The sequence below is a fragment of the Vibrio casei genome, from assembly GCF_002218025.2.
In the GTDB taxonomy this organism is placed as follows: Bacteria; Pseudomonadota; Gammaproteobacteria; order Enterobacterales; family Vibrionaceae; genus Vibrio; species Vibrio casei.
The window spans coordinates 1,635,908-1,651,488 of the sequence record NZ_AP018680.1 but is presented as its reverse complement, the minus strand read 5'-3'; the positions used below and the strand labels follow the sequence as shown (position 1 = coordinate 1,651,488).

The 15,581-nt window shown below is 41.3% G+C and carries 18 protein-coding genes and 1 tRNA gene; 18 read left to right on the top strand and 1 reads right to left on the bottom strand.

The genetic code is table 11. The annotated features are described in order from the left end of the window. Nucleotides 1–10 precede the first annotated feature (10 nt). The 11 genes from cydB (at nucleotide 11) to nadA (ending at nucleotide 8,196) form a co-directional block, all read left to right on the top strand. Nucleotides 11–1,147, top strand: a complete 1,137-nt coding sequence (cydB, locus tag VCASEI_RS07850) for a cytochrome d ubiquinol oxidase subunit II (RefSeq protein WP_086961133.1) — start codon at nucleotides 11–13, stop codon at nucleotides 1,145–1,147. A 12-nt stretch (nucleotides 1,148–1,159) separates the two neighbouring features. Beyond that, on the top strand, nucleotides 1,160–1,267 hold the full coding sequence (gene cydX, locus VCASEI_RS07845) for a cytochrome bd-I oxidase subunit CydX (protein WP_006075291.1): 108 nt from the start codon (nucleotides 1,160–1,162) through the stop codon (nucleotides 1,265–1,267). Next, nucleotides 1,260–1,562, top strand: a complete 303-nt coding sequence (locus VCASEI_RS07840; protein ID WP_086961135.1) for a cyd operon YbgE family protein — start codon at nucleotides 1,260–1,262, stop codon at nucleotides 1,560–1,562. Before cydX ends, VCASEI_RS07840 begins: the two co-directional genes overlap by 8 nt. A gap of 134 nt (nucleotides 1,563–1,696) precedes the next feature. Beyond that, nucleotides 1,697–2,116 carry a tol-pal system-associated acyl-CoA thioesterase gene (gene ybgC, locus VCASEI_RS07835; protein ID WP_238321373.1) on the top strand — a complete coding sequence of 140 codons (420 nt, stop codon included), beginning with the start codon at nucleotides 1,697–1,699 and terminating at the stop codon, nucleotides 2,114–2,116. Further along, the gene (gene tolQ, locus VCASEI_RS07830) at nucleotides 2,106–2,792 is read left to right on the top strand and encodes a protein TolQ (protein ID WP_089110156.1); all 687 of its coding nucleotides are present in this window, start codon (nucleotides 2,106–2,108) and stop codon (nucleotides 2,790–2,792) included. Before ybgC ends, tolQ begins: the two co-directional genes overlap by 11 nt. A gap of 2 nt (nucleotides 2,793–2,794) precedes the next feature. Continuing rightward, nucleotides 2,795–3,244, top strand: a complete 450-nt coding sequence (tolR, locus tag VCASEI_RS07825) for a protein TolR (RefSeq protein WP_086961139.1) — start codon at nucleotides 2,795–2,797, stop codon at nucleotides 3,242–3,244. 7 nt (nucleotides 3,245–3,251) lie between these two features. Then, entirely contained in the window at nucleotides 3,252–4,244 is a 993-nt protein-coding gene (gene tolA, locus VCASEI_RS07820; RefSeq protein WP_086961141.1) for a cell envelope integrity protein TolA, read from the top strand. Between the two features lie 58 nt (nucleotides 4,245–4,302). Then, nucleotides 4,303–5,616, top strand: a complete 1,314-nt coding sequence (tolB, locus tag VCASEI_RS07815; RefSeq protein WP_374700997.1) for a Tol-Pal system beta propeller repeat protein TolB — start codon at nucleotides 4,303–4,305, stop codon at nucleotides 5,614–5,616. Between the two features lie 32 nt (nucleotides 5,617–5,648). After that, complete coding sequence (pal, locus tag VCASEI_RS07810; protein WP_086961145.1) at nucleotides 5,649–6,164, top strand: peptidoglycan-associated lipoprotein Pal; 516 nt, start codon at nucleotides 5,649–5,651, stop codon at nucleotides 6,162–6,164. Nucleotides 6,165–6,176: 12 nt separating this feature from the next. Continuing rightward, entirely contained in the window at nucleotides 6,177–6,953 is a 777-nt protein-coding gene (ybgF, locus tag VCASEI_RS07805) for a tol-pal system protein YbgF (protein ID WP_089110155.1), read from the top strand. A 181-nt stretch (nucleotides 6,954–7,134) separates the two neighbouring features. Continuing rightward, on the top strand, nucleotides 7,135–8,196 hold the full coding sequence (gene nadA, locus VCASEI_RS07800; protein ID WP_086961149.1) for a quinolinate synthase NadA: 1,062 nt from the start codon (nucleotides 7,135–7,137) through the stop codon (nucleotides 8,194–8,196). Nucleotides 8,197–8,349: 153 nt separating this feature from the next. On the opposite strand, the gene VCASEI_RS07795 is transcribed toward nadA, so the two are convergent. Then, complete coding sequence (locus VCASEI_RS07795) at nucleotides 8,350–8,925, bottom strand: UPF0149 family protein (RefSeq protein WP_170924589.1); 576 nt, start codon at nucleotides 8,923–8,925, stop codon at nucleotides 8,350–8,352. Between the two features lie 371 nt (nucleotides 8,926–9,296). Here VCASEI_RS07795 and VCASEI_RS07790 point away from each other — a divergent pair. The 7 genes from VCASEI_RS07790 (at nucleotide 9,297) to prpC (ending at nucleotide 15,560) form a co-directional block, all read left to right on the top strand. Further along, nucleotides 9,297–9,384: transfer RNA gene (locus VCASEI_RS07790), tRNA-Ser, on the top strand. Between the two features lie 200 nt (nucleotides 9,385–9,584). Next, nucleotides 9,585–9,734: a Fic family protein gene (locus VCASEI_RS19870; protein ID WP_353681903.1), complete on the top strand. Its 150-nt coding sequence runs from the start codon at nucleotides 9,585–9,587 to the stop codon at nucleotides 9,732–9,734. A gap of 458 nt (nucleotides 9,735–10,192) precedes the next feature. Further along, complete coding sequence (locus tag VCASEI_RS07785; protein ID WP_089110154.1) at nucleotides 10,193–10,789, top strand: methyltransferase domain-containing protein; 597 nt, start codon at nucleotides 10,193–10,195, stop codon at nucleotides 10,787–10,789. A gap of 7 nt (nucleotides 10,790–10,796) precedes the next feature. Continuing rightward, on the top strand, nucleotides 10,797–11,891 hold the full coding sequence (locus tag VCASEI_RS07780; RefSeq protein ID WP_089110153.1) for an HNH endonuclease: 1,095 nt from the start codon (nucleotides 10,797–10,799) through the stop codon (nucleotides 11,889–11,891). Between the two features lie 244 nt (nucleotides 11,892–12,135). After that, entirely contained in the window at nucleotides 12,136–12,825 is a 690-nt protein-coding gene (locus VCASEI_RS07775; protein WP_089110152.1) for a GntR family transcriptional regulator, read from the top strand. A gap of 30 nt (nucleotides 12,826–12,855) precedes the next feature. Beyond that, nucleotides 12,856–13,770 carry a methylisocitrate lyase gene (gene prpB / locus VCASEI_RS07770; protein WP_089110151.1) on the top strand — a complete coding sequence of 305 codons (915 nt, stop codon included), beginning with the start codon at nucleotides 12,856–12,858 and terminating at the stop codon, nucleotides 13,768–13,770. 659 nt (nucleotides 13,771–14,429) lie between these two features. Continuing rightward, the gene (gene prpC, locus VCASEI_RS07765) at nucleotides 14,430–15,560 is read left to right on the top strand and encodes a bifunctional 2-methylcitrate synthase/citrate synthase (protein WP_089110150.1); all 1,131 of its coding nucleotides are present in this window, start codon (nucleotides 14,430–14,432) and stop codon (nucleotides 15,558–15,560) included. The last annotated feature ends 21 nt before the right edge of the window (nucleotides 15,561–15,581 follow it).

The window sequence follows — 15,581 nt, the reverse complement described above, 5'->3', positions numbered from 1 at the left end:
GGGATAATTCATGTTTGATTATGAAGCATTACGATTTATCTGGTGGGTGCTGATTGGTGTACTATTCATCGGTTTTGCAGTCACAGATGGTTTCGATATGGGAGTGGGAGCGTTAGTCCCACTGATTGGTAAAACGGATTCTCAGCGTCGTGTAATGATTAATTCAATTGCACCGCATTGGGATGGGAACCAAGTTTGGCTGATTACCGCTGGTGGTGCGCTATTTGCTGCATGGCCAATGGTATACGCGACGTCTTTTTCTGGGTTCTATTTGGCGATGTATGTCACATTGGCAGCTCTTTGGTTACGTCCATTGGCATTAGATTATCGCTCAAAAATTGAAACCCCAAAATGGCGTAATAACTGGGATATTTGTATTTCAATCAGCGGATTTGTACCACCGTTAATTTTTGGTGTGGCATTCGGTAATTTACTCCAAGGTGTACCATTTGAACTGAATGAATTAATGATGTCTCAATACCATGGCGGCTTTTTCGGATTATTAAATCCATTTGCCTTAGTGTGTGGTTTAGTGAGTGTTTCTATGTTCGTTCTTCAAGGTTCGACATGGTTACAAATGAAAACGACAGGTGATGTTTATAATCGTGCTCGTTCTGTTTCTACCATTACAGGGATTCTGGTCGCAGTACTTTTTGTTATCGCCGGTTTCTGGGTTCAGAACATCGATGGTTATGTTGTTAAAAGTGTTATTGATACCAACGGCCCTTCAAACCCGCTACTGAAAGAAGTGGCACGTGAACCTGGTGCTTGGATGGCTAACTTTGCTGTGTACCCATTAATGTGGATTGCACCAATCTTAGGTATTGTGATGGCACTGTTTGCCGTGATAGCCACAAAAGCTCAAAAAGGTGCATTGGCATTTGTGGCTTCAAGTTTGACATGTGCGGGTGTTATTTTGACTGCTGGTTTTGCTATGTTCCCATTTGTGATGCCATCAAGTCTGAATCCAAATGACAGCTTTACTATGTGGGACTCAACGTCGAGTTTATTGACATTGCAGATTATGACTGGTGTTGCTGCAATTATGGTCCCAATTATACTTGGATACACCACTTGGACGTATTACAAAATGTTTGGTCGTCTTGATGATGAATTCATCGAAAAAAATAAACATTCACTATACTAAGGAGTCTACGATATGTGGTATTTTGCTTGGATTCTAGGTGTATTACTTGCCTGTGCATTCGGTATTATCAACGCTCTTTGGTTAGAGCATTCAGAAATGATGGATGAGGATAGTGAATAATATTAGTCAAAAAATGACTGATATACACACTCCAATGGATAGGGCTCTTTTTAGAGCCCTGTTTTTTATTGTCGTGATGTTTCATATCAGTATGTTTATGTGGGAACCAAGAGTTTATGCAGACAAAATTGGTGGTTTTAATCTGCTGCTGACGGTCTTATTTACTTGGTCATTATGCAGCGCATTAATTTATAGTGTCGGTTTTAAACCGATTTTATGGCTATGGCAGCTTCTTTTCAGCCCATATTGGTCTGGTATTATACTAGCCTATTTCAGTTGGATGTATTTTTCATAAGATGAATACTCTGAATGAATAATAAGTGTTCATATGGTACTTATTTAAAGAAAATTTTTGCTTATGTTATTATTCAATTACATAACTTACTGTATAGTGATTGTTTATAAATAATGATGTCGGCAGGTAGTGAAGTGACAAAACAGTTGCAAGCAACATTTAAATGGCCAATTACCATTTATTATGAAGATACCGATGCAGGCGGTGTCGTTTATCATTCAAATTATCTTAAATTCTTTGAGCGCGCTCGTACTGAGGTGCTGCGCGCTCAAGGCGTTTCACAATCTACTCTTCTAGACCAAGAGATTGGTTTCGTTGTTCGCCATATGGATATTGACTATATTCAAGGGGCGAAACTTGATGAAAATCTTGAGGTTTTAACGTCTATTGTTAACTTACGTAGTGCTTCTATTGTATTCTGTCAGGAATTAGTCAATCTTGATGGCAGAATCTTGTGTAAAGCTACGGTTAAGGTAGCCTGTGTCAATATTCAACATATGAAACCACAAGCTATTCCAAGCTCAATTAAGTCGGGGTTCTCCAGTGTCAGCTGAAATTTCAATTTTAGACCTTTTTTTACAGGCCAGTTTACTTGTTAAACTTGTGATGCTGATCCTTCTAGGAATGTCAGTGTTGTCGTGGGCCGTGATCCTAAAAAGAAGTAAAATACTTAATAAAGCAGCAAGTAATGCTCATCATTTTGAAGAAAAATTTTGGTCTGGTGTTGATCTTGCTCAGCTTTACCATGAAGTAAAAGCCCGTAAAAAGAATATTACAGGGTCAGAGCAGATTTTCTATTCTGGCTTTACGGAATTTGCTCGCTTAAGAAGAACAAAGGGGGCTTCGGCGGATTACGTTATGGAAGGTGCTGGCCGTTCAATGCGTGTGACGATGTCTAAAGAGGTTGAAGAGCTTGAAAACCAACTTCCATTCTTAGCAACCGTTGGCTCTATTAGCCCATATATAGGCCTGTTTGGTACCGTCTGGGGCATCATGACATCATTTATCGCGCTTGGGCAGGTAAAACAAGCCACTTTAGCTATGGTAGCACCTGGTATTGCTGAAGCATTGATTGCAACGGCTATGGGTCTTTTTGCTGCGATTCCAGCGGTAATGGCATACAACCGCTTAAGTAACCAAGTGTCTAAGCTAGAACATAATTATGCAACGTTTGCAGAAGAGTTCCACAGTATTTTACACCGTCAAGTTATGACGGAGCATAAGGACTAATTATGGCGGGTTATGCTCGTAAAAAACGTCAATTAAAAGCTGAGATTAATGTGGTTCCCTACATTGATGTAATGCTGGTATTGCTGATTATTTTTATGGTCACCTCGCCATTTGTAACACAGGGTGTAGAGGTGGATCTGCCTAAAACAGAGTCGGCTAAACCAGCATCAGATATTGCAGGCGATTCAGACGCAAGCTTTATTATTGTTGAAGTTGATAAAGAAGGTAATCTTGGTGTCAGCGTGAACGATCAAGACATGGTTAGAGGGCTGTCGATGGAAGATGTGATCACCAGAGTGAAAGCAGAACGTTCGATTTCTCCCAAGTCGCCAGTGGCAGTAGGTGGAGACCAGAAAACCGCTTATTCTGATATCGTACTAGTATTAGATCAGCTTAACAAAGCAGGCATCGAAAAAGTCGGCTTGTTGACAGATATAAAAGAGAACAGCTAACTTGTTGATGCTAAATAAAGAATATAAATCAGCGGTATTGATCTCCCTGGTTTTACATATTGTTTTGTTCGTGCTTTTACTCGGTGGGTCGTGGTTCTCTGATAGTAAGAAAAAACCACAACACCAAATGGTTGAAGCTGTGGTCATTGACCCTAAAGCAATAGAAAAACAAGCTAAAAGCATTAATAAACAGCGCGATGCAGCAAAAAAGGCAGAGCAACAACGAGTCGAAAAACTGCGCGAGCAAGCTGAGCGATTGGAACAACAGCGCAAGAAAGAAGAAGAACGGTTAAGGAAGCAGCAAGAGCAAAAAGTTTTGGCTGACAAACAAGCAAGAGAAGAAGAGAAAAACCGTCAACTTGCTGAGAAGAAAAAGAAAGCGGATGAAGAACAAGCTAAACTAAAGAAAGCACAAGCTGAAAAAGCAGAAGCGGATAGAAAGGCGAAAGAAGCATTAGCTGCAAAAGCAGCCGCTGAAAAAAAGGCAGCAGAACAAGCTAAGGTCGATGCAAAAGCTAAGGCAGACGCCAAAGCTAAAGCAGATGCCAAAGCAAAAGCCGCTGCAAAAGCTAAAGCAGACGCAAAAGCGAAAGCTGATGCGGCTAAAAAAGCAAAATTAGCACGTGAGAAAGAAGCGCAAGAAGCGGCGCTAAATGATATTTTCTCCGGGTTAGAATCTGAAACAGAACAAATATCGTCAGCAAGACAAAAATACATGGTTTCAGAACTAGACCGTTATGGCTCGATTTATAAACAAATGATTCAAGAGAAACTGCTGACAGAAGATTCCTTTAGAGGGAAGTCATGTAAAATTAATATTCGTTTAGTACAAGCAGGTAAAGATGCCATTTTGAGTAAGGTGACTCCTATGAATGGCGATTCTGCACTTTGTTCTGCGGCTAAACGAGCGGTAGCTCAAGTCGGTAATTTCCCATTACCTGCAGATAAAGAAGTGGCCGATAAGCTTAAAAATATTGACTTAATCGTTGCACCAGAATAAACACTAAAAGGAATACTCAGTGATTAAACGTGTAATAGTTGGACTTTTTATGGTTGTAATGAGCTTGAGCCAAGTGGCACATGCTTCATTAGAATTAGTGATCACAGAAGGTGTGAATTCTGCACGCCCAATTGGTATTGTACCTTTCAAATGGGAAGGTACAGGAAAACTCCCTGAAGATATTGCTGCTGTTGTTGCTTCAGATTTACAACGTAGCGGTAAATTTAACCCTATCGCAACGTCTAAAATGCCACAAACACCTTATTCTGATTCAGATATTGATTTTTCTGCATGGAATAAAATGGGCGTCGATTCTCTTGTGACGGGAACGATTTCACAAGCTGAAGATGGTCAATATATTATTCAGTATCAACTCGCAGATATCGTTCGTGGACAACTTAGTAATGGCAAAAATAAAGCGTTAGATGAGAATGGGCAGTTAGTTTTGTCTAAAGATTATCTTCTCTTTAGTAAGCGTGCGGTTGTTCCCGCTAAACGTCTACGTGAATATGCACACCGAATTTCAGATCTAGTTTACGAAAAATTAACGGGTGAAAAAGGTGCATTTTTAACGCGTATTGCCTATGTTGTTGTAAATAGTAGCAGTAATTATCCATATCAACTTAGAATTGCTGACTATGACGGCTATAATGAACGTTTAGTCCTTCGTTCTAAGCAGCCGTTAATGTCACCAGCTTGGTCGCCAGATGGACGAAAACTAGCTTATGTTAGTTTCCAAACCGGACGTGCTGAGCTTTATATGATGGATATCTATACAGGTAAAACAGAGGTTTTAACCGCGTTCCCAAGACATAATGGCGCACCTGAATTTTCTCCTGATGGTAAAAAATTGGCGTTGGTACTTTCGAAAACAGGGACATTGCAAGTTTATATTTTGGATCTACAAACTCGTAAGCTAAAACAAATTACGAGTGGACGTTCCAATAATACTGAACCATTCTGGATGCCAGATGGTCAGTCACTCGTATTTACTTCGGATAGAGGCGGTTTACCGCAGATCTATAAAGTGAATTTGTCGAATCAATCTACAACTCGATTGACTTGGCAAGGTAGTCAGAATCTTGGTGGGCAAGTTACTCCTGATGGTCGATTCTTAATTATGGTGAATCGCAGTCAAGAAGGGTTTAATATTGCTAAGCAAGATCTGGAAACGGGGGCCGTTCAGGTGTTAACTAAAACACAACTGGATGAATCTCCTAGTATCGCACCAAACGGTGGTATGGTTATATATAGCTCTATGTTTAATGGGCAGAATGTTTTATCAATGGTTTCTATTGATGGACGTTTTAAAGCTAGACTACCGGCGACAAATGGGAGAGTAAAGGCTCCTGCTTGGTCACCATTTTTATAAAAATATAGTTTGACAATATAAGGAAGAAATATATGCAACTTAATAAGATTCTAAAAGGGCTACTAATCGCACTACCTCTACTAACTGTAGCGGCTTGTAGTTCAAGCGATGACGCGGCAAATGCATCTGATTCTCAAACTACAGCTCAAGAAACAGCTGTTGCAACTGCAGTAGATCAAGATGCAGCACTAGCTGAGCAAGAGCAACTTCAACAACAACTTCGTGAAAACTCGACAGTTTTCTTTAAGTTTGATACTTCTGAAATCTCTTCTGAGTACGAAGATATCCTAGCGGCACACGCTAAATTCTTAAGCAGCATGCCTAACGTTAAAGTTACTATCGAAGGTTATGCTGATGAGCGTGGTACTCCAGAGTACAACATCGCACTAGGCGAGCGTCGTGCTGAAGCGGTATCTAAGTACCTACAAGCTCTAGGTGTTCAAGGTGACCAAATCTCTATCGTAAGCTACGGCGAAGAAAAACCTTTAGAAATGGGCCAAACTGAAGCGGCTTACTCTAAAAACCGTCGTGCAGTTGTCGTTTACTAATAGGCGATAATTATGTTTGGTAACTTAAAGCGAGTTATTACGCTTTCGTTACTAGTAAGTGCAGCAGGCCCAGTGCTTGCTGCATCTGCTCCAGTATCTGATCTCAATGACTCTATTTCTACTGCATCTGGGCAATCGGAAACCAATGCTCAGCGTTTGCAACGTCTGTTAAATAACAGCAATCGTGTGCAAGCTCGTTTACAGCAACAGGTAGATAGCCAAGAAACAGAATTGAGCAGTTTGCGCGGTACCATTGAACGCAATAATTATGAAATGAAACAGATGGTTGAACGTCAACGTCAGCTCTTCATTGAAATGGATAAGTTACGTACGGAAGTTAATAACTTAAAATCATCCCCCGCAGCGTCGTCTATAGCAGCAACAGGCTCACCTGCCGCGGTGTCGTCGGCTGCTATACAAGCAAGTGGTGATGAACAAACTGCTTATCAATCTGCAGTGGATTTAATCCTAAAAGATCGTAATTATGATGGTGCTATAACGGCATTTAAAGATTTTCAAACTAAATATCCTAATTCAGGGTATGCAGGTAACGCTCACTATTGGTTAGGGCAGCTCTATTTTGCGAAAAAACAAGATGTTGATTCTGCAAAAAGCTTTGCCGCCGTGGTCAGTGATAAAGATTCACCGAAGCGTGCTGATGCTTTAGTGAAGTTAGGTGATATTGCAAAGCGTAATAATAATGTGAAAGCCGCCAATAAATATTACCAGCAAGTGATAAAAGAATACCCTAATTCTTCAGCAGCAAAGCTTGCACAAAGTAATTTATAATGTGCTTTAAAAATCGAAAACCATCGCAAATCGGCGGTGGTTTTTTCGTTTAAAGCAGAAGATAAAGTTCACCCTAGTATTCCCTTAGCATCCATTGTCACGATTTCAATGAAATAATTTAGAAATCATTTTAATCGGTGTACAATACCCAGATTATTAGAATTTGCGTAGAGTAATAGCAATGGCGCACATATCAGACACAATTGACACTGTTTACCCATTCCCACCTAAGCCTGCTCCACTGACAGCAGAACAAAGTACACAATACATTGAGCGTATTAAAGCGCTATTGATTGAAAAAGATGCCGTATTAATTGCACACTATTATACCGATCCAGAAATTCAAGCTTTAGCCGAAGCCACGGGTGGTTTTGTTGGTGATTCATTAGAAATGGCCAAGTTTGGTAATCGCCATCCGGCTTCAACACTGATCATTGCCGGAGTGCGTTTTATGGGTGAATCAGCCAAAATACTCACGCCAGAAAAACATATTTTAATGCCGACATTGAAAGCAGAGTGCTCACTCGACCTTGGTTGTCCTGCGGATAAGTTCACCGAATTTTGTGATGCGCACCCAGATCATACGGTTGTCGTTTATGCCAATACATCAGCGGCAGTAAAAGCACGAGCTGATTGGGTGGTGACCTCAAGTATTGCTTTAGAAATTGTTGAACACTTAGATTCTGAAGATAAAAAAATCATCTGGGGCCCAGACCGCCACTTAGGTTCCTACATTGCCAATAAAACTGGTGCAGACATGTTGTTATGGCAAGGTGAATGCGTCGTGCATGATGAATTTTCAGCAAAAGCGTTGAAAGACATGAAAGCACTTTACCCTGATGCGGCAGTACTCGTTCATCCAGAATCGCCCGCAAGTGTTGTGGAATTGGCTGATGCGGTAGGTTCAACCAGCCAACTTATAAAATCGGCTAAGTCTTTACCAAACAAAAAGCTTATTGTTGCTACTGATAAAGGTATTTTCTTTAAAATGCAACAACTCGTCCCAGAAAAAGAGTTAGTAGAAGCGCCAACTGCTGGTAATGGCGCAACCTGCCGCAGCTGTGCTCATTGCCCCTGGATGGCGATGAATGGTTTAAAAGCGATTGAAAGCGCGTTAGTTGAAGGAGGTAAAGAGCATGAAATTTTTGTTGACGAAGACATTCGTGTCAAATCATTGATCCCACTCAACCGTATGCTAGATTTTGCTGAATCATTGAATATGCAAGTCAAAGGGAATGCGTAAATAGGCGAAATTCGTGGGTAGGGCGCGTTTTTCTTGTGTTTCGAAAACTCGATAACAAAAAGACCGATATATTGGAATATATCGGTCTTTTTTATAAGTCATCTTTACATTAAAACAAAGGCCGTTATTAACGAGATCTATTCAAGCATTTTCTTAATGATTTGATGCTTGAGCTAACTCATTTCCTCGTTGAGTTAACCCACATAACATCACAGGAATTGCATTATAGATCTCTTGAAACTCATCTAAACCGGTCAAGCCTTGCTCAGAAAGTGTCATGATTGCGGTTTCTGGATCATAAAGCATACTTATCGACAGCAATACGCCACCAAGTAATGCATTATCTTCACTTTCTTCTGGCATCAAGGTTTCCCAATCATCACGAGAAAGCTGCCAACCTTGTAACAGGCCTTCAGCAAAATCTCGAACCGATTCAGTGACGATCTCTTCTTCATCTAACGTATAACCTTCAGGCCACTGCCATGTGCCTTCTAAAAGCTCAGGATGAATTTGATTCCATTGAGTGACAACGAGTTCAGCATACTGTTCAAATTCCTCTAAGGTTTCAAATGGGGCAGTTTCATCACCACCCCATAAGTAAGGTAACCATTCAGCTGGATCAAGAAGGTGGGGCGCTGCAGCCATGGCAGTGATAAAGCCAAGAGTTTGTTCAGCGTTCAGCAACTTATTTTCGTATTCAGGTTGGTTCAATAATTCAGTTAAGGTCACGATCATTACTCATCTACAAAATATGGCTTAATGATAGCAAGCTAAAGGACAGCCGCCTACTTCTTAACAGTTAACAATAGTAATCAATTGTCAAAAATTTACGTCACACGCAGTAGGGGGCAGCACCAAACCAAATACTTACAGCCGTCATCAGCCCTGCTGTGATTGTGGATTGTATGGAGGTCGTTTATAAGATGTTTTTAAACCCTTGGCTTAAATGGTTTTGCGTTGCTGCTTAGTCCATTAAACTAAATAAGCTAAATATTGACCACTTAAACCCGATTCAAAGGAAAATAACCGTAAACACTTGACCTTACCCAGCAGAATCATTAAATTAGCGCCTCGTTAAGTTAATGCTTAACCCAAAATTCGGTGAGTTGTCCGAGTGGCTGAAGGAGCACGCCTGGAAAGTGTGTGTACGGCAACGTACCGAGAGTTCGAATCTCTCACTCACCGCCACATTCTTGAAAAAAGACGTCCTAGGACGTCTTTTTTTGTGCCTGAAGATCACCAAAACCAATAAGGGCAATTTTTTATCTGACCATAACGGTTGCTCTATTATTGAATCTCAAGAGACATTAAAACAAGCTACCCCGGAAGCTAATAACTATGAGAGTGCGGTATTATCTTATTGCATGACGCCCAAAAATAGAGAATAGATTCAACAGCACTTAGGTTTGAAAAACCGTGAATACTTTATAAAAAATATTTTAAAACCTTTGATTGACGCTGGTAAATTGGCTTTAACTATTCCCGATAAACCAACCAGCCCAAAACAAAAGTTTATTACGGTGCAGACGGGACAATGATTAGACTTTACTTAAATCGTGTTTATTAATCACCCAGTGGTCTTGTTAGACAATAAAATAACCGGTTAAAAAACTGGCAACCATTATGACTGGGACAATGATGTTAAATTTCGTTTCACAGTTCATAAACCCTCCTGTTGTATAATTGATGATTAGCTAAATAGTTCTTTTGATTCTAGCGTCTCATAGTAGAAATGTCATCTCCTAGGAAAGGTTTAGAGCTTTACTGCGATGGTAAAGTTGATTGTTAGAATGAGCATATCTGATAAGTAATACGTTAGGTAATAACAGTTGTTTACAATCTTAAGTCGTAGGCCTCACTCCGCCACATTCTTGAGGCCCTAGCAGATTGTTGGGGGCTTTTTTAGCCTACAGGCCTCTATATTTTCTTTATCTCTCATCGCCATATCTAATTGAGTCATATATCATTAAACAAATGACTTACCTCTGGTTTTCTTATGTCCCAAACAATTGCTGTCTATAACGAAAAAGCAGTCCAATTTGTTGAGCAATATGATTCCGTTACCTTTGAATCGGTTCATCGGTCCTGGCAAGAATATTGGCCTCAATCTGGATATAATGTTTTAGATATTGGTGCTGGCTCTGGGCGTGACTCACGTTGGTTTGTGAATCAAGGTTGTGCAGTGGTTGCGGTAGAGCCTTGCGATAATCTACGTCTGCTAGGGCAACAAAACTCACCAGATTCGATTCAATGGTTTGGAGACTACCTACCAGATTTAGTCGGTGTTGAGGCATTGGCTCGTCAATTTGATTTGATCTTATTATCTGCGGTTTGGATGTATATTCCAGTTGAGCTACGTCCTGCTTCATTAAAAGCTTTAGCTGAACAATTAAATGCTCAAGGTAAGATCGTTATTACACTGCGTCATGGTGACTTTGATGATGGGCGAGAAGGCTACGATGTGTCGATTAAAGAAATTGAAAGCTTGGCCAATCAAGTAGGTTTGGTGATATGCCAACAATCCGGTTCTGATGATGTATTGCAACGTAACTCAGTGATTTGGGAAACGGTTGTATTAAGCCAACAAAATTAGAGTGAATATGACACCAATTCATCACCAACAGCAGCAACTAGATTTTATTGCCTACATTCAACGTTTGCTTGTTGAAGGTGATTTTACGGCAACGTATAAGTTTGCTTTATTGCATGCGCTGGCTGATGTCTGTGTCGAACAACCATTTGTATATGAAAACAGCGACCTGAATATTCCTTTAGACCTGCTAGCGGAAAAACTGATTATTTTGTATTGGCATCATGCCGTACCATTTTCATCAGAACATACGGGTGAAATGGCGCTACTTAAACAGAATAGTGGCGGGCAATCTAAAATCATTTCGGTGCTTTATGAATGCCAACAAAATAACATCCGCAGTTTACGATCTTTAAAGCAAAGTTCGCATTGGCCAAGCGTTTTTAAAGCGGACATGAAAACCTTAAAAGATGGACCTCTTTGGCGTCTGCAAATTCTCGCTAAACAAGAAGAGTGCTTTCTTTATCCCCATAGTAAAGGCCAACCGTACATTACGTTAAAGCCGGGCATTGCTTCCTGTTTTCGACGTTTTTACGATCTGGTTGTCTATCTCGCCAAAAACGCGTGGCTACAAAAAATTCAAATTATTAAACATAATCAAAGTTTGATTGGCCCACAAAGTCAGTTGCATGATTTTCTATTTGGTTTAGACCGCAATGCACTAGGTAAAGCAAAGCCGATACTCGAAGAATTACAACATGGTCTGTGTTTTTACTGCCAAAAGCCGTTAAATGGAAATACAGAAGTTGATCACTTTATTCCTTTTGCTCGTTATGCCAATGACCTAGGACATAACTTTGTCGCTGCCCATCGCGCTTGTAATAACAATAAACGTGATTTTTTAGCAGGGCAGAAGCATAGAGAACACTGGGAAGATCAAAACCTAGTCCAGTTTAAAACGACGATTGAATCTGAGTTGAGCGCTTATTTTCATTGTGATGCAGATAAGTCTCGCGCGGTAAGTAATTGGGCCTACCAAGTTGCAAACAGTAATGGCGCAAAACTTTGGCTAGCAAAAGATAGCTTTGAATTAGCGGTAAGTCTGCCATTGCAATATAGTCAGCCGCTAGGTCTAGTGGCTGAAAAACCTGCGAAATATGAATAGTTGAAAACTCTAGCTTATATTTTGTGTTGATCCTTTCATTGTTATTTTCTCTATCACTATTTTTTCCATTACTATTTCTTCCTACTAGCGCTAGCACTTTTGCCACCACGCTCACATTCTTACTTTCTTTTCTATCAACAAAACGCAAGTTGTCGACAATCTCTTTGACATACGCCTCCTTTATCGCTTAATTTATCACCATTAAATATAGATTGTTGACACTTTGGTATTGGAGTGAGTGTGAATGGCGAGTGTAGAAGACAGCGTAATAAGCAATATTCCTGATGCAAAAGAGCATACTAAATCAGAAAGTTTGACTGAGTATTTAATCGAAGCGATTGTGAATGGTGAGCTTGAGCCGGGGAGTAAAATCTCTGAGCCTGAGCTGGCTAAGCGTTTTTCGGTCAGCCGTGGGCCGTTGCGTGAAGCGATTATGCGAGTAGAAGCTTTAGGATTAATTGAGAGAATTCCACATGTTGGTGCGAGGGTGACGACGTTCTCGCAGCAAAAGCTTATCGATTTATATGCGGTGCGTGAAGCATTGGAAGGCATGGCGGCTCGCTTGGCGGCGCGTTGTATGACCGATGATGAAATCGATGCGTTAGAACAGGTATTGTCGACACATTCTGAGCATATCAATCAATCGGATGGTCAGTCTTATTTTCATCAACACGGTGATTTTGATTTCCACTATTGCATTATTAAAGCCAGCCGTAATACCCAATTAATTACTTTGCTGTGTGATGAGTTGTACCACTTATTACGCATGTATCGTTATCAATCCCCACGTTCGCATTCCCGTCCGGTTGATGCGCTCAACGAACATCTATTTATTTTTCAGGCTATTAAGAATCGTGATGAGGAATTGGCGGAAATGCTGATGCGTCGTCACATTTCAGGTAGTCGTAAGTTAATCGAACAGCAAATCGGTTAGAGAATCATATTCAAGTTAAGGAGAACGACCATGGCGACATTAAGCCAGAGGCAACAATTGACTCAAGGACAAAAGTTTCGGTTCGCGGTAGAGCAAAATGATCCGCTGCAAATCGTTGGTACCATAAACCCTTATTGCGCAATGATGGCAAAAAATATCGGTCATCAGGCGATCTACCTTTCTGGTGGTGGCATTGCTAATGCGTCTTATGGTTTGCCCGATCTCGGCATTACTACCTTGAATGATGTGCTAGTGGATGTTGAGCGTATTACCAATGCGTGTGATCTGCCTTTGCTAGTGGATATCGATACCGGATTTGGTGGAGCGTTTAATATTGCGCGCACGATTAAGGCAATGGAAAAGGCTGGCGCTGCGGCGGTTCACATGGAAGACCAGGTGGCGCAGAAGCGTTGTGGTCATCGTCCTAATAAAGCGATTGTGAGCCAGCAAGAAATGGTCGATCGAGTAAAAGCCGCGGTAGATGCTCGCAGCGATGAAAGCTTTGTGGTGATGGCACGTACCGATGCACTAGCGATTGAAGGTATTGATAAAGCCATTGAACGTGCGATTGCCTGCGTTGAAGCGGGCGCGGATATGATTTTCCCTGAAGCGATGAACCAACTAGAGCAATATGTTCAGTTTTCTGAGGCGTTGCAGTCGGCGGTTGGGCGTCATGTGCCGATTTTGGCCAATATTACCGAGTTTGGTCAAACGCCATTATTTAGCGGTGAGCAATTAGCAAAAGCCAAAGTGGATATGGTGCTTTACCCATTAAGTGCCTTTCGAGCGATGAACCGCGCGGCAGAAAATGTTTATAAGCATTTGTTAGTGGAAGGCAATCAAGAAGCGTTACTTGACCAAATGCAAACGCGTAAAGAGTTGTATGAGCACCTGAAATACCATGACTATGAAGATAAGTTAGATCAGTTGTTTTCGCAGGAGTAGAAACGAGAAAAATGATGATCGGTCATTTTGAATACAAAGAATTCGTCATCACCGGAAGTGAAGGATGAGTTATCCGGGAATATACAGCGTGTGATAAGTAGATTCCTGCTCTCGCTTAGGCTCGTCAGGAATGACGATTTTATAGGAGTGATAGTTTTAATTTTTTGAATAGTAATAAACATTCACCGTCATCCCGGAAGCGACGAATGAGTTATGTGAGATCTATCTACAGTCCGCGGCGAGTAGATTCCTGCTCTCGCTTAGGCTCGTCAGGAATGACGATTTTATAGGAGTGATAGTTTTTAATTTTTTGAATAGTAATAAACATTCACCGCCATCTCGGAAGCGACGAAGGAGTTATGTGAGATCTACCTACAGTCCGCGGCGAGTAAATTCCTGCTCTCGCTTAGGATTGTCAGGAATGATGATTTATAGATGTGATAGTTTTTAATTTTTTGAATAGTAATAAACATTTACCGTCATCCCGGAAGCGACGAAGGAGCTATCCGGGATCTATATACAGCGCGCGTGATTACATGCATTTATCACTCGTATAGAAAAGTTAAAACATGAATACAAATCCAATAACGTGCAACCAGCTCGATAGGCATAATCGCCTCATTAGAAGGCACAACATCGAGCCTAAAAGGAGATAAATCATGCCGAACCAAATATTAGGTGGCGCAGGCCTTCGTGGGCAAAGTGCAGGCACTACCGCGCTTTGTACCGTGGGGAAAAGTGGCACAGGACTAACGTATCGTGGCTATGATATTACTGATCTAGCCCATCATGCGGAATTTGAAGAAGTGGCGCATTTATTACTTGTCGGGCATTTGCCTAATCAAACCGAGTTTAATGCTTATAAAACCCGTTTAATTGGTCTGCGTGGGCTGCCGGATGCGCTTAAACAAACATTGGAACTGATCCCGGCAGATGCTCATCCAATGGATGTGATGCGTACAGGTTGTTCTGTGCTTGGTAACCTAGAGCAAGAAACTGATTTTACCCAACAGCAAGCGGCGACGGAACGTATGCTAGCGCTGTTTCCTGCGATTATTTGTTACTGGTATCGCTTTAGTCATGATGGCGTGCGAGTCGATACATTCGATCAAAGTGAAGATTCAATCGGCGGTTATTTCCTCAAACTACTCACCGATAAAGCTCCGAGTGAACTACATAAGCAAGTGATGCATTGTTCACTGATTTTATATGCCGAGCATGAATTTAATGCTTCAACTTTTACCGCGCGGGTCTGCGCTTCAACCTTGTCTGATATTCATTCTTGTGTTACTGCGGCCATTGGTAGTCTGCGCGGGCCTTTGCATGGCGGTGCTAATGAAGCGGCGATGGAAATGATCCAAGATTGGCAAACTCCAGAAGAAGCCGAAGCCAATATTCTGCAAATGCTGACCAATAAAGACAAGATCATGGGCTTTGGGCATGCGATTTATCGGGAAAGTGATCCTCGTAATGCACTGATTAAACAATGGTCGAAAAAGCTTTCTGAAGCGGTAGGGGATACGCAACTTTATGCGGTTTCAGAGCGTGTTGAAGCCGTAATGAAGCGTGAAAAAGATCTGTTCTGCAATGCCGATTTCTTCCATGCTTCGGCTTATCACTTTATGGATATTCCCACCAAATTATTCACGCCAATATTTGTGATGAGTCGACTCACTGGCTGGGCGGCGCATGTGTTTGAACAGCGAGCCAATAATCGAATTATCCGTCCTAGTGCGGATTATGAAGGGCCAGAGCATCAAGAGTGGCTGCCGATCTCGCAACGAGCATGATCAAATCAAGGTTTGGAGAAA

Coding starts and splice junctions, on each gene's coding strand:
- cydB (WP_086961133.1), top strand. CDS start 11: ATGTTTGATTATGAAGCATTACGATTTATCTGGTGGGTGCTGATTGGT.
- cydX (WP_006075291.1), top strand. CDS start 1,160: ATGTGGTATTTTGCTTGGATTCTAGGTGTATTACTTGCCTGTGCATTC.
- tolR (WP_086961139.1), top strand. CDS start 2,795: ATGGCGGGTTATGCTCGTAAAAAACGTCAATTAAAAGCTGAGATTAAT.
- tolA (WP_086961141.1), top strand. CDS start 3,252: ATGCTAAATAAAGAATATAAATCAGCGGTATTGATCTCCCTGGTTTTA.
- tolB (WP_374700997.1), top strand. CDS start 4,303: ATGAGCTTGAGCCAAGTGGCACATGCTTCATTAGAATTAGTGATCACA.
- pal (WP_086961145.1), top strand. CDS start 5,649: ATGCAACTTAATAAGATTCTAAAAGGGCTACTAATCGCACTACCTCTA.
- ybgF (WP_089110155.1), top strand. CDS start 6,177: ATGTTTGGTAACTTAAAGCGAGTTATTACGCTTTCGTTACTAGTAAGT.
- nadA (WP_086961149.1), top strand. CDS start 7,135: ATGGCGCACATATCAGACACAATTGACACTGTTTACCCATTCCCACCT.
- VCASEI_RS07785 (WP_089110154.1), top strand. CDS start 10,193: ATGTCCCAAACAATTGCTGTCTATAACGAAAAAGCAGTCCAATTTGTT.
- VCASEI_RS07780 (WP_089110153.1), top strand. CDS start 10,797: ATGACACCAATTCATCACCAACAGCAGCAACTAGATTTTATTGCCTAC.
- VCASEI_RS07775 (WP_089110152.1), top strand. CDS start 12,136: ATGGCGAGTGTAGAAGACAGCGTAATAAGCAATATTCCTGATGCAAAA.
- prpB (WP_089110151.1), top strand. CDS start 12,856: ATGGCGACATTAAGCCAGAGGCAACAATTGACTCAAGGACAAAAGTTT.
- prpC (WP_089110150.1), top strand. CDS start 14,430: ATGCCGAACCAAATATTAGGTGGCGCAGGCCTTCGTGGGCAAAGTGCA.